18 protein-coding genes, 1 tRNA gene and 1 pseudogene are annotated in these 22,942 nt (G+C 34.1%); 11 read left to right on the top strand and 9 right to left on the bottom strand.

Features of this window, described 5'->3' with window-relative positions:
• Window positions 1-28: 28 nt before the first annotated feature.
• The 5 genes from AAGD39_RS02680 to AAGD39_RS02660 all read right to left on the bottom strand — a co-directional run bounded on the left by AAGD39_RS02680 (window position 29) and on the right by AAGD39_RS02660 (window position 7,342).
• The gene (locus tag AAGD39_RS02680) at window positions 29-2,488 is read right to left on the bottom strand and encodes an AsmA family protein (RefSeq protein WP_341757068.1); all 2,460 of its coding nucleotides are present in this window, start codon (window positions 2,486-2,488) and stop codon (window positions 29-31) included.
• 190 nt (window positions 2,489-2,678) lie between these two features.
• Window positions 2,679-3,002 carry a YbaB/EbfC family nucleoid-associated protein gene (locus tag AAGD39_RS02675; protein WP_341757067.1) on the bottom strand — a complete coding sequence of 108 codons (324 nt, stop codon included), beginning with the start codon at window positions 3,000-3,002 and terminating at the stop codon, window positions 2,679-2,681.
• Window positions 3,003-3,013: 11 nt separating this feature from the next.
• On the bottom strand, window positions 3,014-4,546 hold the full coding sequence (dnaX, locus tag AAGD39_RS02670) for a DNA polymerase III subunit gamma/tau (protein ID WP_375359835.1): 1,533 nt from the start codon (window positions 4,544-4,546) through the stop codon (window positions 3,014-3,016).
• A gap of 186 nt (window positions 4,547-4,732) precedes the next feature.
• Window positions 4,733-5,419, bottom strand: coding sequence for an outer-membrane lipoprotein carrier protein LolA (locus AAGD39_RS02665; RefSeq protein WP_375359814.1), 687 nt, complete (start codon window positions 5,417-5,419; stop codon window positions 4,733-4,735).
• A gap of 594 nt (window positions 5,420-6,013) precedes the next feature.
• A complete protein-coding gene (locus AAGD39_RS02660) occupies window positions 6,014-7,342 on the bottom strand; it encodes a reverse transcriptase domain-containing protein (protein WP_341756048.1) in 1,329 nt (442 codons plus the stop codon).
• An 861-nt stretch (window positions 7,343-8,203) separates the two neighbouring features.
• Here AAGD39_RS02660 and AAGD39_RS02655 point away from each other — a divergent pair.
• Window positions 8,204-8,962, top strand: a complete 759-nt coding sequence (locus tag AAGD39_RS02655) for an outer membrane protein assembly factor BamD (RefSeq protein WP_341757065.1) — start codon at window positions 8,204-8,206, stop codon at window positions 8,960-8,962.
• Window positions 8,963-8,968: 6 nt separating this feature from the next.
• Window positions 8,969-10,768, top strand: a complete 1,800-nt coding sequence (gene recN, locus AAGD39_RS02650; RefSeq protein WP_341757064.1) for a DNA repair protein RecN — start codon at window positions 8,969-8,971, stop codon at window positions 10,766-10,768.
• A gap of 3 nt (window positions 10,769-10,771) precedes the next feature.
• Here the strand turns inward: recN and rplS are convergent, their stop codons facing one another.
• Both rplS and trmD read right to left on the bottom strand, forming a co-directional pair.
• Window positions 10,772-11,197: a 50S ribosomal protein L19 gene (gene rplS / locus AAGD39_RS02645; RefSeq protein ID WP_341757063.1), complete on the bottom strand. Its 426-nt coding sequence runs from the start codon at window positions 11,195-11,197 to the stop codon at window positions 10,772-10,774.
• Between the two features lie 4 nt (window positions 11,198-11,201).
• Window positions 11,202-11,912, bottom strand: coding sequence for a tRNA (guanosine(37)-N1)-methyltransferase TrmD (gene trmD / locus AAGD39_RS02640; RefSeq protein WP_341757212.1), 711 nt, complete (start codon window positions 11,910-11,912; stop codon window positions 11,202-11,204).
• A 262-nt stretch (window positions 11,913-12,174) separates the two neighbouring features.
• Between trmD and AAGD39_RS02635 the strand changes: the two genes are divergently transcribed.
• The 7 genes and pseudogenes from AAGD39_RS02635 (at window position 12,175) to AAGD39_RS02605 (ending at window position 18,768) form a co-directional block, all read left to right on the top strand.
• A tRNA-Pro gene (locus tag AAGD39_RS02635) sits at window positions 12,175-12,251 on the top strand.
• Window positions 12,252-12,390: 139 nt separating this feature from the next.
• A complete protein-coding gene (locus tag AAGD39_RS02630) occupies window positions 12,391-13,335 on the top strand; it encodes a hypothetical protein (RefSeq protein WP_341757062.1) in 945 nt (314 codons plus the stop codon).
• Entirely contained in the window at window positions 13,256-14,206 is a 951-nt protein-coding gene (locus AAGD39_RS02625) for a DnaA N-terminal domain-containing protein (RefSeq protein WP_341757061.1), read from the top strand. Before AAGD39_RS02630 ends, AAGD39_RS02625 begins: the two co-directional genes overlap by 80 nt.
• Window positions 14,207-14,688: 482 nt before the next feature.
• Entirely contained in the window at window positions 14,689-15,225 is a 537-nt protein-coding gene (locus AAGD39_RS02620; protein WP_341757060.1) for a hypothetical protein, read from the top strand.
• Window positions 15,226-15,301: 76 nt separating this feature from the next.
• Window positions 15,302-15,424 (top strand): annotated as a pseudogene (locus tag AAGD39_RS02615) (palindromic element RPE1 domain-containing protein); the annotation flags it as partial.
• Window positions 15,425-16,778: 1,354 nt separating this feature from the next.
• A complete protein-coding gene (locus tag AAGD39_RS02610) occupies window positions 16,779-18,125 on the top strand; it encodes a hypothetical protein (RefSeq protein ID WP_341757059.1) in 1,347 nt (448 codons plus the stop codon).
• Window positions 18,118-18,768, top strand: coding sequence for a portal protein (locus AAGD39_RS02605; protein ID WP_341757058.1), 651 nt, complete (start codon window positions 18,118-18,120; stop codon window positions 18,766-18,768). Before AAGD39_RS02610 ends, AAGD39_RS02605 begins: the two co-directional genes overlap by 8 nt.
• On the opposite strand, the gene AAGD39_RS02600 is transcribed toward AAGD39_RS02605, so the two are convergent.
• Window positions 18,733-20,079 (bottom strand): IS110 family transposase, encoded by a 1,347-nt coding sequence (locus AAGD39_RS02600; RefSeq protein WP_341756063.1) that lies wholly within the window; start codon window positions 20,077-20,079, stop codon window positions 18,733-18,735. The genes AAGD39_RS02605 and AAGD39_RS02600 overlap by 36 nt on opposite strands.
• A 575-nt stretch (window positions 20,080-20,654) precedes the next feature.
• Here AAGD39_RS02600 and AAGD39_RS02595 point away from each other — a divergent pair.
• Together AAGD39_RS02595 and AAGD39_RS02590 are read left to right on the top strand one after the other, a co-directional pair.
• A complete protein-coding gene (locus AAGD39_RS02595; RefSeq protein WP_341757057.1) occupies window positions 20,655-21,020 on the top strand; it encodes a hypothetical protein in 366 nt (121 codons plus the stop codon).
• A 327-nt stretch (window positions 21,021-21,347) separates the two neighbouring features.
• Entirely contained in the window at window positions 21,348-21,566 is a 219-nt protein-coding gene (locus AAGD39_RS02590) for a hypothetical protein (protein WP_341756558.1), read from the top strand.
• A 281-nt stretch (window positions 21,567-21,847) separates the two neighbouring features.
• Here the strand turns inward: AAGD39_RS02590 and tgt are convergent, their stop codons facing one another.
• The gene (gene tgt, locus AAGD39_RS02585; RefSeq protein WP_341757056.1) at window positions 21,848-22,933 is read right to left on the bottom strand and encodes a tRNA guanosine(34) transglycosylase Tgt; all 1,086 of its coding nucleotides are present in this window, start codon (window positions 22,931-22,933) and stop codon (window positions 21,848-21,850) included.
• Between the last annotated feature and the right edge of the window lie 9 nt (window positions 22,934-22,942).

Below are 22,942 nucleotides of genomic sequence, written 5' to 3'. Positions count from 1 at the left end.
TATAACTGTCCTATTGCTATAGAAGTCATTATTTAAATAACCCTTTTAATTCCTTCTCAATGGTAGATTTTACTTTGTCGACAGGATTTTTATTAGCAGAAGGTTCTGCATGTTGATCGTTTTGCGTTCCTTCTCCTTCAGATTGCTTATTTTTTCTTCCTCCAATAATATTTTTTAATATATCTTCAGGCTTTGTACCTTTCTTAACGCCATCAACCACACTATTTACTAAATTTTTTGTAAGATATTCCTTTAATGCATTAGTATTAAATTTATGTTGTGGATTATTCAGATTGCCATAAAGGCGAACTTTCAATGGTGGTATCGAATTTATATTTACATTAATAACACTATCTATATCAAGTGTATATTTAGGCAGGTTAACATTTCCAGTAACTGTTATCTCTGACGAGGCAACATCTAATTTACCGTTTGTTATGTTAACTATACCTTCTGTTATTTCACTATCTACTACCAGTTTTTGGAACTTTGTTTCACCACTTGCCAAAGAAACATCTAGCATTTTTAAGATAGTTGCCAGATTTTTAATATTTCTTAGGCTATCTAATAGTTTTTGCAGATCAAATCCGCTAACTATACCGTCAGATGCTGTTAATGTTGCTTTACCGAATAAGTTACCTACATATTGAGATTGGCTTTGACCTTTTGTTTTGATATCTGTTACCAGATTAACCGTTCCTTGCGTAACTTTAATTTTATTGCTCTGTGAAACTATATTTTTTAACTTAGCATCTTTAAGACTAGCTTTAAAACTAACAGGTTGATTAATTTGCGAAGAAATTTGTCCAGTAGCGGTTAAACTTCCCCCAAATAAATTACCATTTAAAGATTTAATATCCAGCACACCACCCGCGAGTAACATAGTAGTTTTGACATTATCAAAGATCAGACTCCCTTTAATAATCTTTTGTATAGTTAAAGTTAAGTCTCCATCAAGCTTATTTAAAAATGATAAATCCATAATGTCTTTAGACCAAGGCACAGAATTATTCACATTTTGTACAGAATTAGTAGATATGCTACTAGATGGCACATCAGTGAAATCATCTAAATTTAAGGAGGCTATTGTTATATCTGATAAAATTTTTGGTTTAGCAGACGCTAAATTGATAGTTACTGCCCCACTGAAATTTATAGGCTTCTTTTTAAACTCAAGAGTAAATTTATTTATGTTAGTTTTAAGAAATTTTTGTTGTTTAATAGTCTCACCCTTTAGCCATATATCTCCAAGACTAGTCGGTAGAGTCTTACCAAATAAACTAGCAATGGTGGGTATCTCACTAATTTTTACATTATAAGAAACCACTAGCTCTTTATCCCAATCCTTAACCCCAACATTGCCTGTTAAATTAGCTTTATCTGCAGTAAAATTAATGTTATTTAGAGATAAATTTTGATCTAAATAGGCAAAGCTTGTTGCTAGAGAAAATGTCTTATCTAATAATTTAACTCTTAAATCTACCTTATTATCTGCAAAATGGAAGTTAGCGTTACCCTTAGCTAATATCTTACCTGCAGTAAAATCAATGTCACTAATTTTTAATAATTTCTTATCACTATTAATATTAAAAGTTAGTTTATGATCTAAATCATGTAAGATAGGTATATCAGGAAAAATATTTTGCAGATTCTTAGCAGCTCCTTCCAATTTTAACTGTCCAGCAAAAGTCATATTGTTATAAGCAAAGTTACCTGAGAAATTAACCTTTTCTTGTAGAGCATTTAAGTCTACTGTTAAAGCTACGACACCTTGCTTGTCTTGTATATTACCTTTAATATCGTAATTCTTACCGGAAGAATAGAACTGACAAGCTAAATCAGATGGACCGTGCAGCTCTTTGATCTCTAATCTATCAATATCTATTGTTGTTGGGACAGCATTATTACCCTTAACCTTATCAGCAAAATCAACATAATTCAACTTAGCATCAATAATTTTAATTAAGTTGATATATAAAGAAAACGGTGTCTTGCTATCATTCGTTTCACCCGTTGAAGTTTTGCTAACATTGGTTGATATTTTGGCAAGTTCCCAAGAAGCTAAACCATTACGCATCCGTTCTAAATTAACTACTGGTTTGTTAATTTCAATCTTTGAAATGTCTATCTTTCCTTTAAGTAAGGATAATATAGCAATAGAGGCCGTTACTTCCTTAACTTCCAATAAAGAAGGGTAATGGGCATTAGCTAGAGAAGCAAGTGTTACATCTTTAATTGTAATAGTCGGAGTGGGCAGCAAAGATATAGTAATATCTCCATTAATTTGCAGCTCTCGACCAGTGATTTCTTTGACTTTATCAGAGGCTAGTTTTTTATATGATTCTAAAGAAATAAATAAAGGGGTTATCAGCAATATAACAATTATTAAAATGAATAACGCTACTGAATATTTTAGAAATTTTTGCACTATACTATTCATTATAATTGTTTCATTATCAAATATATTGAGATGTCTAGCTTCTGTCAATGATATAGTGAAACCTATTGGATTAGGGGATAAGATATGATAAAAATGTCATTAGATTGCTTCTTCGCCACTAAAGTAGCTTCTCGCAATGACGCTAGGCTGTTTTCGCTGTAACTTTTAAATGCCATACGTAAGATTAGTACCTTATTATTGTGGTTTAATTTTTCAGTAGTGAAAAAGTCAAAATGATTCAAAATGGCATTTTTAGTCCAGGTGGTAAAGCAACGTTACCGAAAGCATTGTGCATAGAGTTTTGTGAATCTTCATCAACCTTGCTTTTAGCATCACTAAAAGCAGCAACAATTAAATCTTCCAACAGTTCTTTCTCTGTCTCTTTAAGCAAAGAACCATCAATAGATACCTTACGAACTTCTCCACGACCACTAACGGTAATATTTACTAACCCGCCACCTGCTTTTCCAGAATATTCAGTACTTGCCATTTGCTCTTGCATCTCCTGCATTTTCTTCTGCATTGACTGAGCTTGTTTTAAAAACTGATTAAAATTTACCATACTTTCTCTCTTTAATTCTTTAACAGGATATCTGAAATCGTGATATTTGGAAAGTGTTTTATTAGAATTTCCCAATCTTTACTTGATTTTACTTTATTCATCAATTGCTCTTTAAGAGTAATTATTTGTGATTGTTTGGTAATGATCACATCCCAACTCTTACCTGACCAGGCAAATAATAAACTACCTATTTGCTCTTTTATTTTGCTATTGAGGTCGTTTTCAGCGATTTCTATAGTCTGAAGAGTAAAAGATTTTAGTTCTACTTGGTTTAACAATCTGTAGTAAATTTCCATTTCGTTATGCAAATGTAAAAACTCTAGGAAATCAGTAATTTGATGATTTTGAGTTGATTGTTGTAATACTGGCTGTTCTAGTTGTCCTCCATTACTGTGTATATCCACTAATTCTTCTAGTGATGGCAACATTTGTGAGTAGATGGATTTTATTGCCAGCATTTCAGCTTCTATCAACTGATTATGAGAAGTTTTCATCTCTATAATCCCTTTACTATATATTTGCCAAATAATAGATAATTGAGGAAGGGTAACTTTTGTTAAAATAGCTGTAACCTGATCATTAAAAGGTAGATATATAGGATTCTGATAATCAGGTAATATCTTTACCTTATTAAGATAGGCACTAAAATCAGCAACTAGGGCTACAAATATTTCTAAATTTGCTGAAGACATATAGAGCTGGTTTACTAAATCAATCGATTTAGCAGCATCTTTTTGAATAAGATATTCAAAAAATTTGATGATATTAGCTGTATCAACTAAACCAAGTATTTGGTAGACAATTTCAGGAGTGAGCAAGTCTCCTGATGCCAAACTTGTTGCTTGATCTAATACTGAAACTGCATCTCTGGCCGAACCATCAGACCTAGAGGCAATTATTTTAAGAGCTTCTATTTCAACATTTAACTGTTCTTTTTTGGCAATCTGCTGAATTAGCTGGAAAATATCATCAAATGTTAGCCTTCTTAAGTCATATCGCTGACATCTAGAAATTACGGTTAATGGGATTTTCTGTGGTTCGGTAGTAGCAAATATGAATATAACATGGGCTGGTGGTTCTTCAAGAATTTTAAGTAAAGCATTAAATGCCCCCTTAGACAACATATGAACTTCATCAATTATAAAGATGCTATACCTACCAATTAGCGGCTTGTAATCGCTGCTTTCTATTATTTTACGAATGTCATCAACGCTTGTCTTACTGGCAGCATCCATTTCAATTATATCAGGATGATTATTTTTATTAAAACTATTACAATTCTGACAGTTCTCACAAGGCTTAACATACTCACCTTCAACTACCTGATTGGTACAATTAATAGTTTTAGCGACAATACGTGCTGAAGTAGTTTTACCAACTCCTCTAATACCCGTAAGAAGATACCCTTGAGATATACGATCTTTTTGAATAGTATAGTTTAGAATTTTTGTTAAAACTTCTTGCCCGTATAGTTCAGAGAAATTAGTAGGACGATATTTCCTAGCAAAATTAATATATTGGTTAGTTGTTTTGGTCACTTGTATATTCACAGAAATATGATCTACTCAAATGATTTCAAATCCAATTCTTGAAAACAGAAGAGTATGCTAGTAATGACCCACCGGCGGCTATTTTGGCTGCTTTCTTTCGAACCTGACCACCTGAACAGAACCAATGCCCGCTACTAGCGTGTAATAAAATAGTTCTTTTATCATCTATAGGCAAGCTATTTAACTAGCTAATTTATATTTTTTTTCTATATCTTTTTTGCCAAGCCTATTGGGTACTCCAAATATGTCTGGATGTTTGAGCTTAAACAAATCATCATCAAATTTCTGTACTTTTGCAATATGATTAAATTTTATGGTAATAACATTGTCATCCTCAAGTATTTTTAACATTTTCATCTGTTTAGTTTCTTTATCAAAGTTAATCTGACTACGTCGCTCTGATAAAGTATGATAAATAGTAACTTCAAACATATTATCTTGATCTATTGTCGACTCAATTTTAAAATATTTATCAAAATCTACAACATCTTCTAATAGAAAATTAAAGACATTCTCCTCTGCCTTAATACGACTTACATGTTTCATATCATAGTCATATACCGAAACATAGTTAGCATTACCAATAATCACCAAGGGAAATGGTGGATAATAATTACAGCGAAACCTAGAAGGTTTATTAATTAATAACTTACCTTCAGATTGAACCCCTGCCGAATCCACTTGGGTAAAGTCCACAGCAATGGACTTCATTTCCCGTAAGTATGTTTTGAGTTGGTCAATAGCCTTGTTATTCTCTAATATTTCAGCCTGTTTTTTGACTGTAAATATCTTCTCAGCATATACTGCATGAGTCATGGTCAGAAAGAAATAAACGACAATAATACCTCTACAAAGCCAATTGGTCATTATATACCTATATGCATTACATTTGCTTTGCATATTACACGAAGATATTATAATTTCAATAGGGAACGCTAGAGTGTGTAAAGAAAATTGCCATCTCTGTTAGAATCTACTATTAATCACATCTTTTTAAAAGACTAGCTGTTTCTCCCACAACTGTTGAAAGTTAAAAAAGGTGTAAAAGTATAACTAAAGATTGCGTATAAATTAAGTTCATATAAAAATAGGAACTTAACATGCAAATATCAGAAATTATGAATTTAATAGATGAAAAGTAGGTAAGTTATACAAGAATAGATAAAGTAAATAATGAAATTACAGGTAAATTTATTATAAAAAGCTTTGTACACTGTATATTAAAGGGATATAAACTGAGTTTAAGAGCTTTAGAACTTATAACTAATAATAATAAAAATTTATCTTCATGTATGGAACTACCCAAAAATGCAAGAAAAAAAATAATACTTGACAGAAAAAAAGCAAATGCAGTCATGTATTCGACTTAAGGTTATAGAGTAGACGTAAGCGTTGCCACTTACGCCCCTCGTTAGAACCTCATCGTGCCCTATTAAGGCAATGGGCTCAAGATATCATCATTCACATACTGCCTTGCATTAAGGAGTGGTATATTCTTACCTTTGGTAATGGATTGCATTCGATAAACAGACAAAACTTCTCCCAACTGAATGATTCTCTTTGGCTGCGACGATTTAACCACTTAAACAATGTCTTCACTGATTGCCTTATGAAGCCATTCACTGCTTTAATATTAAAAGTCACACCATAATACTGTATATGCCCTCTCAACTTGCTACAAAAACTTCTCCATATGACATGCAGTTTATGCTTGTTTCTAATGTCCTTACACCAGTCATTGACCTTCTTCAGTTTGGCACTTATTCGTTTACTACAACTCTTTACCTTAGGTATTATTTTACCTTTCCTAGACTTACCAAAATAAAAGGTGAAACCCAAAAAATCAAAAGCCTCTTGCCTTTCGTTCTGAGAAAATTTTCTCTTTGAAAATCTAACCATTTTGGTCTTTTCTTCGTTGAGTTTAAGTTTGTACTTCTCAAGTCGTTTTGCTAAAGCTATTTTTATTCTCTTGGCGTCCTCCTCGTATCTACAACATATTACACCATCATCACAGTAGCGAAATAATGCTACTGTTCCTCTGCAATGTTGCTTTACCACTTCTTCAAACCATTCATCTAAAACATAGTGAGCAAAAATATTTGCAAGGATGGGACTAGCAATGTTTCCTTGAATCGTCCCTTCTTCTTGAACAATCAGTTCTCCTTCAGACAATATTCCAGCTTTAAACATGCGGATTATATATCTTATTAGCTTCTTGTCATGAATTTTCTCTTGCAGCATTTCTATCAATATCCTTCTATCAATAGTACCAAAGAAGTTAGCCAAATCTAGGTCTATTACGCTCTCTACCTCATTGCTATAAAGATGTTGCGTTAATCCTCTTATTGCATCATGACACCCTATTCCCGTTCTGAAACCATAGGAACATTCCAAGAATATTGGCTCATATATACTTTCAAGCACTTTGTGCATCATCTTCTGACATATTTTATCTTCAAAGTTGCTGATACCTAAAGTTCTAGTCTTGCCATTGCTTCCTTCTTTCGGTATTTTTACCTCTCGAATATTGCCCGGTATGTAAGCCATCCTCTTTAGTTTATCAGACAATTTTCCAATATTTTCTGTAAGTTTTAAGCCATAATTAGTTTTGTTTACTCCATCTACTCCAGTTGCTTTCTTAACATCCAGCTCATGATAGCAGACAGCAAGTGCGTTCTCACTAAACAAATGCATGAGGTTGTTAAATCTCTTACTTTTATCCAATGAAGATAACCATGCTATTCTCTTTAGTTTTGTTTCTGTTATTACTTGATAATCTGTTGTTATCATAACATTTCCCTCTAGAGATCGATTTTACCCACCAGCCTTCCCTCCATTGGCATTACCCAATTTCATCAGTACTATGCTGGATCTGACTTCCTATATTTCTTTTCAGCTTCCTCGCTTTTACACTTGTTAGCTAATACTCCTAATTCAGAGAAAATATAGGATATCCCACGTTTATAAATAAACTTTTATTACATGCCATGTTCTCAGACCCCGGAGATCCCATACATATCTGCCTATTTATGATATGTATGTTGTTGCATTCCTGTTTATTGACACAGTCTGCGATCTCAAAAGAAGACATTAACGAGGCTCAATTGCTTCAACCTTACGGCTTACGGCCTATAATATTTCTGTCTACGCTTAACTGACTTTGTTACCAAACTCAGCTCAAGACTCGATACATAGTGTGCTAGGTCAACACTTCTATGGCTGCTCTTGCAACAGCTAGCTTATTTACACTTCGTGGCGCACCAATAATGTGCCTTAGCCCTGGCTCTGTGCAAAAAAGTGTGTGTGCGTCAAGATAAGGTGCATTAGTCTTACAGGTGAAAGTCCTGTTATGGAAGGAGTAGCTAGCTCCACCATATAGCGAGTCTTGCGTTGCTGAAGGTAACAACAGTGACGAAGCGTAGACAGCGTAACATTTCGAGCCAAAACCAAATGGTAAACGTGATAGCCCCGAAATATTTGGTGTTAGTGGAAGTCGATGTGTTACACACCACAGTAGACAAAAAAAAACTGGAGGTTAACCTAGATACTTATATCTTTAAATTATGATATAAATAATAATTTTTAAAATAATCTTGTATACTCATGAATGTTTCGTGTATAAATTAAGTTTAAAAAACTTGTAATCTTTATATGAAATTAGCAAAATTATTATTTTATACAATTACTACTTGCTTGGTTCTATCTAGTTGTGCAAATAAGAAGATAGATGAGGACTTAATTGTACCAGCTCCAGAATTATACAACGCTGGTCTTGTTCTTATGGGAAAGCAAAAATATTCTAAGGCTGCCGAAGAATTCTCAAGAATTTTCTATCAAGACCCTGGTAATAAAATGACTCCTCAAGCTGAGTTAATGCAGTCATATTCTTTGTTTCTTGCATGTCAGTATGAGGAAGCGGTAGATGTATTGGATAATTTTATTAAGCTTCATCCAATGCACGAAGATGTTGCCTATGCCTACTACCTGAAGGCATTATCATATTATATGCAAATATCGAATGTACAACTTGATCAATCAAGAACCTTTTTAGCTAAGAAAAGTTTTGAAGATGTTATAACACTTTTCCCAAAAACAAAATATTCAATTGATGCAGCTTTAAAAATTGATCTAGTAAATGATCATTTAGCCGGTAAAGAAATGGATGTAGGTCGCTATTATCTCAGGAGAAATAACCCCATATCTGCTATCAATAGATTTCAGCTTATTGTTGATAATTACCAAACTACATCACATATATCAGAAGCACTTTATCGCTTAGTGGAAAGTTATTTAATGCTAGGGCTTGACAATGAAGCGAAGAAATATGCCGCAGTACTCGGTCATAATTATCCAAACAGTGTGTGGTATAAATATTGCTATTCACTAATTAAGAACTCTTTAAAAGAATAAAATATAATGTTACAAAGTCTTTCGGTTAAGAATTTTATTCTGATAGACGAATTGGAGATAGAGTTTGAAAAAGGACTATGTGTAATTACCGGAGAAACAGGAGCTGGTAAGTCTGTTTTGCTAGATGCAATTTTATTCTCTTTGGGTAGCAAATTCTCTGATAATGTAATAAAACATGGGGGTGATTATTGTTCGGTTGCTACGACATTTACTCTCAATGATGATTTAAAAAAACTTTTGAAACAATTTAATATTGAATATGACCAAGAGTTACTAATAAAACGTATCCAAAAATCTAACAATCGCAAAAAATTTCTTATCAATGATCAGGTAGTGACGGTAAATACCTTGCAACAAGTAGCAGATTGTTTATTTGAACTTCATGGGCAAAACAGTCATACTTCTCTTCTTAGCCCTTCCTCCCATATTAACATTCTAGACGATTATGGAGAGCTGCTAAATTTAAGAGCTGAATTATCAGAGCATTTCGATATTTTACAGGCAACTACTAAAGAAATCAATAAAGTTACTAGAGATAAAGATACTATAGAACAAGAAATAGATTATTTAACTTTTGTAACTAAGGAATTAAAAACTCTTGATTATCAATCAGGAGAAGAAGAAAAACTTGTTACTGTGAGGCGTAGTTTACAAAATCGTGATAAAGAAATACAAGTAACTCAAGATATATTATCACATCTTGAATTTCCTGAAATTAATAAGTCAATTAATAATGCTCAACGCTTGATAAACCGTAACTTACGGCAAAACGAAGAATTTTCCTCTATTTCATTAAATCTAGATGATTGCTATAATAGCTTAGAAGAAGCACGTATAAAATTACAGAGTATTATTAATAACTTTGATAAAAATGAATTTAACTTAGATGAAGTAGAAGAAAGGCTATTTAAAATCCGTGATATAGCACGAAAATATAATATTTCTTGTGAAAAAACACCTGTATTTTTTGATAATTCTAACCAACAATTAAATGCCCTTAAAAGTAAAATCAATAATGTTAAAACCCTAGATATTAATAAGCGAGCAGAATATAAAAAATATTTTGAACTAGCTGAAGCTTTATCATACAAGCGTTCTATTAGTGCAAAAAACCTAGAACTAGCTGTACAAAAAGAGCTTGAACAACTTAAAATGGAAAAGGCAGTTTTTAAAATAGAAATATTACCTAAAAATAATCCTGATAACCAAGATAATAATAAAAATTTTGTAGAATTAAACATGAGCGAGGAGTTCTCAGAAGAAATTAAGCAAAATCCGGAAAGTAGGTCTTCTTTTCCTTACAATTCTAAGGTTAATTCTGACAACCAAATTAGCTCTCAACTACTGTTATACAAGATGTACGATGGTATTGATAATGTGCGTTTCGTTGCCTCAACCAACCCGGGTACGAAACTTGCGCCTATTGATAAAATTGCCTCTGGTGGTGAATTATCAAGGTTTATGTTAGCCCTAAAAACTTGTCTTTTTGATAAATCACTCAAAGACACTATTATTTTTGATGAAATAGATACAGGAACTGGTGGCATCGTAGCAGATAAAGTCGGAGAAAAGCTTAAAAAACTTAGCTCTATCGCCCAAGTGCTAGTTATCACTCACCAACCTCAAGTGGCAGGTAAGGCGGATCAGCATATTATTGTCAACAAATTACAATTGGATGAAACCACTAAAATCACAGTAAAAAGCCTAAATCTTCAAGAGAGGCAAACTGAACTTGCTCGCATGATTTCAGGAGAATCCATTACCGATGCGAGTTTGAAAGCAGCTAAAGAGTTGCTTAAGCCCTAGGGCTTAGGCAACCACCTTCTTCTTATCTATTTTTTTAGCATTTACTTGAAGTTTTTCTTTAATTCTAGCTGCTTTGCCACTTAGATTTCTTAGGTAATAGAGTTTAGCACGACGTACTACACCATATTTTACAACTTCAATCGAATGTACCATCGGTGAGAAAATCATAAATCGTCTTTCTACACCTTCACCATGACTAACCTTACGAACTAAACAAGAAGAAGCAACTCCACTATTCCTTCTAGCAATTACCACGCCTTCATATGCTTGCAGTCTCTCTAACAATTTTTCCTTGCCATCTTTCTCAACTGTCCGGTCAATTATCTTTACAGTAACCTTTACAGTATCTCCCGCCTTAAAATCAGGAATCTTTTTATTTTCCGTTAGTTTCACAATTTGCTGTTGTTCAAATTGTTCAATAATATTCATCGCTTTAATCTCCTATAAAATTTAACAAATCTGGTCTACGTTTTTTTGTAATTTCCATAGACTGATCGCTTTTCCAATTTCTAATCAACTGATGATTACCAGACAACAAAACGCTCGGGACTTCTCTGCCTTTCCATTTTGCCGGTCTTGTATACAAAGGACACTCAAGCAACCCAGCAAACTCACCATTTCTCTCAAAAGACTCTGATTGCAATGTATCTTGATTTGCTAATACATTCGGAAGTAATCTAATCAAACAATCAAGAATAGCAAGGGCTGCCACCTCGCCACCAGATAAAATATAATCACCTATACTAATTTCTTTGATATTATACTCTTCAATTATACGTTCGTCAATCCCTTCAAATCGACCACATAAAATTATTATTTGTTTTTCTTGTATAATTTCATGAGCAATAGCTTGGTTAAATAACTTTCCTCTTGGTGATGGGTAATATATGGAAGTATTAGGGTTTGTAGACAGCACATCATCTAGACAACTACCAAGCACATCAGGACGCATTATCAGCCCACTACCACCACCATAAGCCTCATCGTCAACGTTTTTATGCCTAGTTAACCCAAAATCTTTTATATTAACCACATCATAAGACCAAATACCTTTTTTTAAGGCCTGCCCTGCAAGAGAATATTGCAAGAATCCAGGAAACATTTCTGGAAATATAGTTAATATTGATGCGTGCAATGAAGACATTTTATAAATATGATGAATTTTTAAAACAAAAAAATTGATTTGAGTTATATTATAGTCTATATATTTAGACAATATCAATCTGTTAGTATTTAAGCACTATAGTGAAATCTATTGAATTAGGTGATACAAACTTTGTGTCATACCTGCGAAAGCAGGTATCTAGATTCCCGCTGCAGCTAGGAATGACAACTTACAATCGTTATGTTCTATCACCTTCCTATGAGCCTAACTATATGCTTAATTTTAGTTTTTATCATTTATTCGGGGCATAGCGCAGTCTGGTAGCGCATCTGCTTTGGGAGCAGAGGGTCGGGAGTTCAAATCTCTCTGCCCCGACCACATACATATTACCATTCCAGGGCTTTCTTACTTTTACTAAAAATTTCATATGTGATTCATATGTAACTTCTCAGACAAATTTCCTGAAATTTGACCTACAAAAAAATCTATTTTTAACCCTATTACAAGGGGGAAAAATATGACAGAATCATTAACTTTTTCCAACCCTGTAGTTGAAAATCAGGATATTATCTTTTATAATTTTGTTGGTAATTTTATCCCGCCTGAGTGGCGAAATCTTACCAACAATTGTGGTAAACAATTAAGTAAAACGTCTCGTCAACTTTTATCTTTGATAGTTTCTTGCATAAAAACTAATAACCACAATGATATACAAGAGTTACAAGAAGGTTATCATTTTTTCCAAAAAGAACTAGAGGTTTGTCAAAAACGGGTTAAACAATGTCTAACAGAATTGCAAACAAGTGGGTTCATTGATTTTGCTTTAATTACCACTACAATTAAACATAACCTAAAATGTCGTAATATTTTATCTATCAAACTTCTTAAGAAATTTATGAGTTTTCGTAAAGCTAATGATAATACTTATCACTTTAATTACACAAATAGTCAATCTATCCATAAAAAAATTTCAATTCAACCGGAAAAAATTTACCACCCAACTGTAAAAAATTTTCAAAAAAATGCATCTATATATATATCTATATTATCTAGATACGAAAAAAATAAAGAAAATTGTGGACAAGTCTGTGGACAAACTGTGTCAGAGCCTGAATCAACTGAGGAACAAAACGTTAATTTACCGCTTGAAGTAACGGAAAAAAGAGGTGAACAAAGTTTGTCAGAACCTACGTTAACTACGGAGCAAAGCTTTAACTTATCACCGGAGATAACGGTAAGTTCAGGTGAACAAAGCTTAGCAGAGCTTGGGTTAGCTGAGGAAAAAAACTTTAATTTACCTACAGAAGTAACGGTAAGTTCAGTAAATAACCCGTTACCATACAATTCTACAAACAACAATTACGGCGATGTAGCTCTAACTGATGACAAGCCAGACTCCGATTCAGATTCTGATTCAACAGATGGATATTCAGGAGGTAATGAGTCTGAGCAGGAAGCTTAGTGGGAAATTGTCTGGGTGGCTTGCTGATATTGCCAAAAAGGCTAAAGGTTGGTATTTACCTAGAAAGCTAGAGGAATTTTACCCATTGACCGAAGAAGATGCTACTTGGCTAAGAAAGAGAACAGGTCGTGATTTCAATTTAAGTTTTATGAATAAGTTGTTGATTAAACATAGCGTAGATTCTCCTAACAATCTCTTTCCCTGCAAGCAAGCAGTACTGAGCTACATGAGAAAGAGTTTGCGTCATGAAATGCGTCCACCTTCCGTGGTAAATAACCCAAGCTTTAACTTCGATCTGAACAATGCTACTAGGACAAGAAAGGCTTATTTGCAAAAGATAAGAGAGAGTAAGGGCGTTAAACCACTGAATCAGTTGCAACGCAAGATTGTTGAAGCTTTTGAGAGTAAGCCTAGTACTGCTTATCAATTGCTGAAGAAGTGTAGTTTTTTTGGAGTATGTGACGACGAATACAAGATTGATCTAGCAGATATCTCTTTGTCAGAAACTGATAAATGCACATTGCTCCAAACAGTGCAAGAGGTATATGGCAAAGAGATTCAGCAATTGCGTATTACCAACAAAAGAGAAGTATCGGATTATCATTTAGAGCTAAGTGGACTAAATCCAGAGTCAGCGTGGTATAAAATAAGGAAATATCTATTAAAGTTATACGGTGAAACCATTGATAAAGCATGGTTTAGCAAGTTAGAAGCAATTGAAGAAGATTGTAATAAGCTTATTCTCAAACCAGCTACTGCCTTTATTGGGGCTTGGATAAAGGATAAATACAGCAAAGATTTGGAAGATGCTTGCAGCATACTGAATTATAGTTTTGAGTTTATGAAAGTCGATAGAATGGCTGGGCTATAGCTATGGTAAATAGAAGAAAAAACTAAAAGTTAATAATAATCAACCAATTACTGAAGGTTGAAAAGCACATACAAACCACATATAAAATTGTAAGGGTTTAGAAAGTGTAAGAGTGATACGGCTTGTAAAGGTCAGTCCTCTGCTGCAGTAGTGGAGGCTTACCTTTAAATTTACTGTTTGCAACTTCAGCATCCGTAATGGAAGTCAATAAAAAAATATGTAATACTGCAAAAATAATGAAAGCGGCTATTAGTGGAGCGTAAAAATATGTTATATTTATAGACATAAGAGCATAATTTGGAATAACTAAATATAAAAATTTAATTATAATACGAAAAATAGAAAATAAATTATTGACAGCAATCTTTAGTTGTAGTATGCTGCGAAATATAGGGGGTATTTTCAATTAATTAATTGGTAAAAAAACCTAGGAATCAGCTATAATAAGGGGAATTACAAGAAATTTTTATAGAAATATCTATATGATTAAAAATTATGGTTTATTTGAAAAATATTTAGCAAAGATATCATCTAGTGCCATCAGTAAGTTTGGCTCAATAGAGGATATATCTAATTTCCTATTATATCTTTGTGAGCATGGTAACATCGTTATTGCCGCTAAGAAGGCTGGTTGCATCTCTCCACTTAGGTTGCACCGAGTTATTAATAGCGATAAATATTTAGCCAAATGTGTCAATTTAGCTCTAGCCATTGTGGTAGATAGAGCAGAAGGAGTGTTATATGATAGGGCAATTAACGGTTATGAGGAAGTGACTTATAACAAGGATAATCAGGCAATAGCTACTAAGAAAAAATATTGTTCTAAGTCATTGCTGGAATATCTTAAAGCCAATTCGCAAAAATATCAAACAAGGAAGCATGATGCTGGTTACCATAGGAAAAATAATGATGAAGCTGAACAAGCAGCAAAAGCCCAAGAAATGTCAAAAATGATGGATGTAGCTAATTTTGAAATAGAATCGTATGAAGCAGAATATGCATTTGCCAAAGGACAGTAAGAGCAAGGGGATGAAGACTACTGGTACAGCTAAAGCCAGCAAAGAGGTTTCTAGCTCCACGAGCATTAGGCTTCCTGCAAAAATCGCTTATGCTGAGAAATTTGAAGGAAACGCGGAACGCAGAACCGCAACGTACTCAGGTGTACGTGAGGATTCGAGTACCGCATTGACGTACAAATTACCAGCAGAAGTAGAATTTTGCAGAAAGCCTAATAAATTTCCGGTAGATTGGTCACCCTACCCATTCCAGCTACCTTTGTGGAGATATTTATACTCTGGTGGTAAGAAAGCTATAGCCATTTGGCATAAAAGAGCTGGTAAGGATATTATGGGTATTAATTGGATCACTGCTAGTGCCATTCGAGAAGTAGGCACTTACTGGTATGTCTATCCTACCTATAATCAAGCTAAAATGAGTATATGGGATGGTATGACATTATCAGGGCGTCCTTATATGTCATTTATTCCTAAAGGGGTTATTGCTCGTAGTCAGCAATATAAGCAACGGATATTATTTAAAACTGGCTCAGTGATTCAGTTTGTTGGTAGTGACCGTTATGCTACTATCAGGGGTAGCGGTATTAAGGGAGCAGTTATCTCGGAATATTCTTACCATGATCCACGAGCTATGAGCTGCGTTATAGAGCCGATGGTAATTCGTAATAATGGCTGGCTGCTTTATTTGTATACTCCTTCCGATAATCCAAAATTGACACATGGTGAAGAATTATACCGGAAACACCAAGATAATCCGGAAGTATTTTGCCAAATAAAAACTATTGAAGATACAACAGATAATGAGGGACAACCACTAGTCGATAAAAATAAGTTAGCTTCAGTCGATATGACTAACGAAGAGATTCAAAGAGAGTTTTATTGTGACTTTGCTGCCTATCGTTACAAGAGAGCTGACCAAGGTGGTACTTTTGTTGAACAATTACAGCTTGCTGAAAGTCAGGGGCGTATTGGCTATGTGCCATTTGATGCAAGCTATCAGGTTAATACTTATTGGGACATAGGTATTGTTGATTATACGGTGATTTGGTTTGTTCAAGAGAAACAAGACTATATTGATATTATCGATTTTTATATGAATAGGGGTAAAGATTTAGAGTTTTATCTTAATCATTTAAGAACTAGACCGTATCAATATGGACGTAACGTATTGCCCCATGATATGAGCCGAAGACAAATGCCAACTTTGGATACAAGATTACAACAAGCTAACGAGATAGCAGAGAAAGTAGGATTTTCACCCTTTGCTATTGGCAGGAAATATTTACGGGAAGAGATGATAACTAAAGCAAGAAATTTGTTAGGTGCGTGCCGAATAGATGCCGAGAAATGTCAGCGTGGTATTAACGGTCTCTATGAGTTTGATGCTACTAAAAGGGGCGTGCATTCTAATTCCACAAGAGCCACTGATATAACAGAGAGTTTTTGTTATTTAGCGATGGATGTTAAAACTGGTAATGAACAACAGCAATCGCAATATAATATATCACAATATCGTCGAGGAGCAACAATACCACTATAGCAATAGAAGCTATGAGATGGAGAACCAATTGAATCAGTATGCTAGCCAATATGATAGTGGTTTAAAGAATATAGAAAGCCAAAGAGCTAGGCTAGCTTCTTCAGCAGGGCAGCTTAAACAATCCTTTGAAAGCTTGAAACAGAAGGCTCCAGCTCTTGAAGCAAGAATGAGAGAAGTGGAACAGTTACCGGGCGTCTTCCAAAATCTCTACGATCGAGTAGCCCAGCAGAAAGAAAGTTTACGAGGTTTAACTGAAGAAGAAGCTGGCAGTGCAATTGCTAAACATCAGCAAGATGTTGAGTCATTAAAAAAGCAACGTCAGGCAATAGAAGAGAAAATACGTTATTTTATGGGTGATATTACTAGGGAACATAGAAATATCAGTATGGAGAAAGCTGAGCTTGAGAATCAGTTAGCTAACTATCAAGCAAGTCAAGAGCGTCTATTGCAAGATACTAGTAATTTTGATCAGGCAAGACATCAATTAACCAGTATGATTGAACAATGTAAAGAATATCAAACTATAGAAGAACAAATAGCTGCTGATTATGCTGAACGTCAAAAGTATGTTGCAAGTCTACAAAACCAATTAAATAGTTATAGTGAATCTGCACAAAAGCAGTTGGATAGTTATGCACACGATGTAAAGTGGCGAGCTGGGAAACTTCAGAAATCAGCAAGTATTACAGGTTTGATACAGGGGGCAGGTATTGGTGCATTAACTTTTGGAGCTGGAATGCTAGTTGGAGGATTAGGAGGAGCGGGTGCAGCGGGAGCAGCAGGTGCAACCGGTGCAGTAGGAACAGCAACTGCAGCAGGCGGCTCTTCAATGCTTGGACAGATAGGTTTTGGGATGAAATGTTTAGCTCCATTGCTTGGTATTGGTCATTATATGAATACATCAAATATTATACCTAACCTTAGAGGAGGGATTGAACAAGTTGATCTTGCTAATAACCATCAGTATGATGGTATGTCAGGCAATTTAGAGCAAATGGCAAGATATGGTCCATCAGGATTAGCAAAAACGCAGGTAGCTGAGCTTGGTGGTTTAAAACAAGCAGTAGAACATTTTAACATGCGGTCAGTACCTAGGTTAGAAGATTTACCGCAATTATCTGAATCTCTAGGCAAGATAGTATCGCTTAAGGATATTGAAGGGTTAACCCTTGGTTTGCCTAGTATGACGGCAGCTAGTGGTAAGAAATATAATTATGAGGTGTTATATGATGATGAGTTTATTAAGAAACTCAAGAAAGTATCAAAGAAGCTTGGTACGCCATATTTAAACCCAAACTCAACCACAAGCCCAAACGCAACGCGTACCAATTACAACACAAATATGGTGACAGCATATGGCTGATAGTGATTTAAACAAAAAGATTGAATATTTTGATAATCTCAAAACTAAACGAGAGAAATGGCATCATATATGGGATGAGCTGAAGAAATATGTTTGCCCACAAACTGAGAGCAATAAGGTAATATTTGACTCAACTTCTATTTGGTCACGGGAACAATTAGCATCAGGTTTACAAAGCTTGTTGGTAAACCCAGCAATGAATTGGTTTAACCTTACTATAGTTGCTGAAAATGACGAGCAACAGCAATATTTAACCACCGCTGAACGCGGCATGTTAGCCCAAATGCTAGAAAAAACCCTAATGGACATATTCAATAATCCGGCTTCTAATTTTTATAGTCAGATTCATCAGTTTTTTTTGAATTTATCAGCTTTTGGCACTGCGATATTCTATGTTGAAGAAGATTTAGAATTAGCACAAACTCTGTTCTTTCGTAATATTAATTTACAGGAATGTTATTTTGAAGAGAACAAGTTTGGTTTTGTTAATACAATGTACCGACTATTTAGCATGCCAATTAAAACTGCGTCAGCTAAATGGGCAGATTTTGCCCCTTTCAAGGAGAGGTTAGCCCGAAATCCTTCTAAGAAACTGCTAAAAAGTATTTTAGCAAGGTTCTATTGTAACCAGCTCAAAACCTAGCTTTACCGCTTGTTTTCTTAAATTTTCTATCATTTTTTCCTGATATTGCTTTTCATATGCTTCAATTCCTTGCTCTACATAATCCTGACCGTATTTTAGTAACCGATAAAATAAACATGCTAATTTTCTTGCAGTAGCAGTAATGGCTTTTGGTGACCCAATCTTGTTTTTCATCCGTCTATAATAACCAGCTAGTGCCGATTTCCCTTTCCCTAAACTCAAAGCAGACATTCGAAGTGCTATGCTTGCTTTATTAATTACTTTCTTGGTTCTTGTTTTAAAAACTTTTCCACCAGTAATTTGATTATTAGGGCTAAGACCAAGCCATGAAGTAAAATGCTTTTCTGTCTTCCATTTACTCATATCTAAACCTACTTCCGCTATCATTGTTTGCACGGTTAATACATCAAATCCTGGTATTTTGCTAAAATCTATCCCTGATACATTATATAAAGATTGTCTCAAATCAAATGTTTTAGGGGCATTTTTGCTTACTTTACGCTTTTTATCATTTCCCTCTAAAATAGCATCGCCATTATATTTATCAAATTCCTCGTAACATTCTTTGATTGATTTATCACATTCTTCTATTTTAGTGAGATAGAATTCATATAACTCTAACTCTTGCTTTAGGATAGCAAGCTGTTCTTTTCTATAATCTCCCTCTAATGCCTTAATGATAGTTTCACTGTTGCTCTTAATACGATAATCTTTAAATTCAGCTAACTTTTTAGCGTCTCTTTCTCCAACTATAATAGCTTTAATTATCTTCATTCCACTAATACCAGTGATGTCACTAATTACATGATGTAATTGGATATTCATTTCATTAAGGGCTTTTTGCATACGATTAATATGAATTCTACTACTTTTTATTAATCTATCTCTTTGCCTTAGATAACTACGCAATACGCATATTTGGTTATTAGGACGAAATGAACCGTTTAATAAACCATAGCTATGTAACCTTTGTAACCACTGACAATCTTTCACATCTGTCTTACGTCCAGGGACATTTTTTGCATAACGGGCATTAACTAATTTAACCTCAAACCCATTAGTCTCTAATATTTGAAACACCGGTATCCAATATACACCTGTTGATTCCATGGCTATCGTCTTAATCTTACATTCTTTTAACCAATTTACCATTTCTTTTAAATCACTAGTAAAAGCAGCAAATTTTTTAACAACTTCTTTATCTCTGCCAACTGGTACACAAACATAATGTTCTCTAGAGCCGATATCAATCCCTGCTGCATTAGGATTCATTATTTCCAATTTCTGTTTATCATTATTTTCCTTTACCATTTCACCTCCTTTTTGTAGAATATTGTTAAGCCAAGCTAATTTTAAGTTGGAGGGGCAATAGAATTACTCTTCTAAACGAGGTCTCTCATACACTTAAATATTTGTGTATGATGCCATCAATGATGTTACCAAAACTCCAAAACCATGCTGATGAACGGGCTGTGATCAACGCACCAATGGCATCGACGATTATTGTTCTTAATAATTAGCTTGGTTACTTTATTTTATAGAAATATAGCAAATAATACATCTGTTACTTAATGAATGATTATTGTTAAAAGGGGTACTACGCTGAAGTGTGGTACAGAGCCAGTTTCTTATATTTTGTTACATGGTGCGTAGTATACCAATGTTTAGGCTGATGAACAATTAGTTAATTTTTATTAAGGCATTAATAAAACGCTTTAAGTTATTTGATGACCAACCCATAATTTAACAGCTAAATTTTTGCCAAAAGATCGGTAATTATAGTTGTCGCCACACAGACAGGCAAAGAAGCCCTGAGCAAAGAAGGATGGGACTATATTACAACCTTAAGTAAAGTTGAGATTGAACGCTTAAAGAAAAGTGGAGTTTTGCAATATAGTTTTTTTGAAGAACAGCTATGCGAAGTAACCAGTAATGGTAAAAGATACATTTTAAGAAAAAATGGTTCTATAGCCCGAAAACTTGAGTTTGACAGGAATAACCGAGTTAAAAAACTGGTGGCAAAGGTGGAAGAACGTAATATATATGTATCAACCCATAAGAAAGCAAAGCCAAAAACTGGTTTAAATAATATCCAAAAGATTGCTGAAGAATGGCGGATAGATAAATTTATCAACCTAAAATTAGATGGCAACCAAATAGTGGTTGAAATTGATCAAGATAAGAAAAAAGAATTGTTTGCTCTCGATGGTTGTTATGCGATTGAAACACAGATTGAGATTAGACACTGTTAACAAAGCTTATTTGATTGATGAATTAATGGATTTTTTAACGAAAATTAATAAGATTTTTGCTGGAATAGTGTACCTATTTCAAAAAAATCTTATAATTTGCAGCAAAAAAGACTTTATTCATCAATTAAATAAGCTTTGTTAACAGTGTCTAAACTGATGAGTAAAGAATTGGTTGATAAAGCCTACCATAATCTACATGAAGTAGAATCGAATTTTAGCAGTATGAAGACGGGATTGCTGGAAGTAAGGCCGATTTTTTTAAGGAAAAGCAATAGAACAAAGGGACATGTATTTGTCTGTATGTTGGCATTAAAAATATGACACTATATGAAAAATAAGTTGAAATATGGTTGTGGAGTAACTAAGGATGGTAAATATAATGTGACCATTGAGGAAGCATTAAGAGAGTTGGATAAAATATGTTTTTTGTATTATACTATCAAAGGTTGTAAAGTAGCAAGATTATCAAAATTAAGCGAGTTTCAACAAAATTTGTTGAATTTATTTGATTTAACTATGCCCCAAATGATAAAATCTGTAAAATGATAATGTATAGCCAGTAACTAAAATGTAAACTTTTGTCCTACACACCGCATAGCAACCCTACTTTGAAGCATAATCCTTGCTCATATTTATCTCGAAGACAAGTCGCTCTTTCTCAAAAATTGCGGAAGTCGGGAGCAATCCACTTCTGGTCTTTTGGTTTGCTTCTTCACCTAAAGTGATTCCTCGTAATGACACTTGTGTAGCATAATATCCTTATAATTTTTTGCTATTTTTACGATAGAATAAAAAATGTAAGATATGAAAAAAAATACCTCTCGATACTAATTGATAAAATCAAAGTCTTTTCCTTGTTGAATATATTGTCTTATTCTTGACATTAATTCTTGGAAATACACCAAATTATGCCAAGTCATAAGTACTGCTCCTAAAATCTCTTTGCTCTTTACCAAATGGTGCAAGTAAGCTTTATTATAATTTTTACATGCTGGGCATGAACAATCATATTCAAGAGGTTCCTGATCATCTTTATATGTGCTATTGCGAATATTTACTATACCATATTTGGTGAAAGCCTGACCATTCCGACCAGAACGCGTTGGAATAACACAATCAAACATATCTATTCCTCTAGCAACTGCTCCAATAATATCATCTGGTTTACCAACTCCCATAAGATATCTTGGTTTATTTTCAGGTAATAAATCTGGAGCATAGTCTAGTACTTCAAACATTATCTCTTGTCCTTCACCTACTGCCAACCCCCCAATAGCATAACCTTCAAAATCTAATTCTGCTAAATTCTGTGCTGACTCAACACGTAGCTCTTGGTATACACTTCCCTGCACAATACCAAATTGACCATAACCTTCTCTTTGAACAAATGCCTTTCTTGAACGCTTTCCCCACCTAGATGTTAATTCCATCGATGATTTTGCTTGCTCAAATTTTACTGGATATGGAGTGCATTCATCAAACGCCATAGTAATAGTACTATCGAGAAGATACTGTATCTCTGTCGCTCGCTCAGGAGTTAACATATGCTTACTACCATCAATATGTGAGTTAAAAATTACTCCTTCTTCTGTAATTTTACGTAATTTTGATAGGGACATCACCTGAAAACCACCTGAATCGCTAAGTACAGGCTTTGACCAATTCATAAATTTACGTAAACCTCCAAATTTAGCAATTCTTTCAGCACCTGGCTGCAACATTAAATGATAAGTATTACCAAGTATTATATCAGCTCCAGTAGATTCCACTGCTTCAGGTAACATAGCTTTTACCGTACCTTTTGTGCCTACTGGCATAAAAGCCGGCGTACGTATTTGACCATGCCTAGTAGTTATAATACCAGCTCTGGCTTTTTTATGTTGAGACTGTAAGTCAAATGAAAATTTTTGCATGTTAATTTA

It is taken from the genome of Candidatus Tisiphia endosymbiont of Nemotelus nigrinus, assembly GCF_964026475.1.
Lineage (GTDB): Bacteria > Pseudomonadota > Alphaproteobacteria > Rickettsiales > Rickettsiaceae > Tisiphia.
This window is presented reverse-complemented; position numbering and strand designations above follow the sequence as displayed.

What these genes read in the sequence shown, in the direction of transcription:
- AAGD39_RS02630 (WP_341757062.1), top strand. Translation starts at nt 12,391, where the DNA reads ATGACAGAATCATTAACTTTTTCCAACCCTGTAGTTGAAAATCAGGAT.
- AAGD39_RS02600 (WP_341756063.1), bottom strand. Translation starts at nt 20,079, where the DNA reads ATGGTAAAGGAAAATAATGATAAACAGAAATTGGAAATAATGAATCCT.
- AAGD39_RS02665 (WP_375359814.1), bottom strand. Translation starts at nt 5,419, where the DNA reads ATGACCAATTGGCTTTGTAGAGGTATTATTGTCGTTTATTTCTTTCTG.
- AAGD39_RS02605 (WP_341757058.1), top strand. Translation starts at nt 18,118, where the DNA reads ATGGCTGATAGTGATTTAAACAAAAAGATTGAATATTTTGATAATCTC.
- AAGD39_RS02660 (WP_341756048.1), bottom strand. Translation starts at nt 7,342, where the DNA reads ATGATAACAACAGATTATCAAGTAATAACAGAAACAAAACTAAAGAGA.
- AAGD39_RS02625 (WP_341757061.1), top strand. Translation starts at nt 13,256, where the DNA reads ATGACAAGCCAGACTCCGATTCAGATTCTGATTCAACAGATGGATATT.
- AAGD39_RS02675 (WP_341757067.1), bottom strand. Translation starts at nt 3,002, where the DNA reads ATGGTAAATTTTAATCAGTTTTTAAAACAAGCTCAGTCAATGCAGAAG.
- recN (WP_341757064.1), top strand. Translation starts at nt 8,969, where the DNA reads ATGTTACAAAGTCTTTCGGTTAAGAATTTTATTCTGATAGACGAATTG.
- trmD (WP_341757212.1), bottom strand. Translation starts at nt 11,912, where the DNA reads ATGTCTTCATTGCACGCATCAATATTAACTATATTTCCAGAAATGTTT.
- AAGD39_RS02610 (WP_341757059.1), top strand. Translation starts at nt 16,779, where the DNA reads ATGGAGAACCAATTGAATCAGTATGCTAGCCAATATGATAGTGGTTTA.
- tgt (WP_341757056.1), bottom strand. Translation starts at nt 22,933, where the DNA reads ATGCAAAAATTTTCATTTGACTTACAGTCTCAACATAAAAAAGCCAGA.
- AAGD39_RS02655 (WP_341757065.1), top strand. Translation starts at nt 8,204, where the DNA reads ATGAAATTAGCAAAATTATTATTTTATACAATTACTACTTGCTTGGTT.
- AAGD39_RS02590 (WP_341756558.1), top strand. Translation starts at nt 21,348, where the DNA reads ATGAAAAATAAGTTGAAATATGGTTGTGGAGTAACTAAGGATGGTAAA.
- rplS (WP_341757063.1), bottom strand. Translation starts at nt 11,197, where the DNA reads ATGAATATTATTGAACAATTTGAACAACAGCAAATTGTGAAACTAACG.
- AAGD39_RS02620 (WP_341757060.1), top strand. Translation starts at nt 14,689, where the DNA reads ATGATTAAAAATTATGGTTTATTTGAAAAATATTTAGCAAAGATATCA.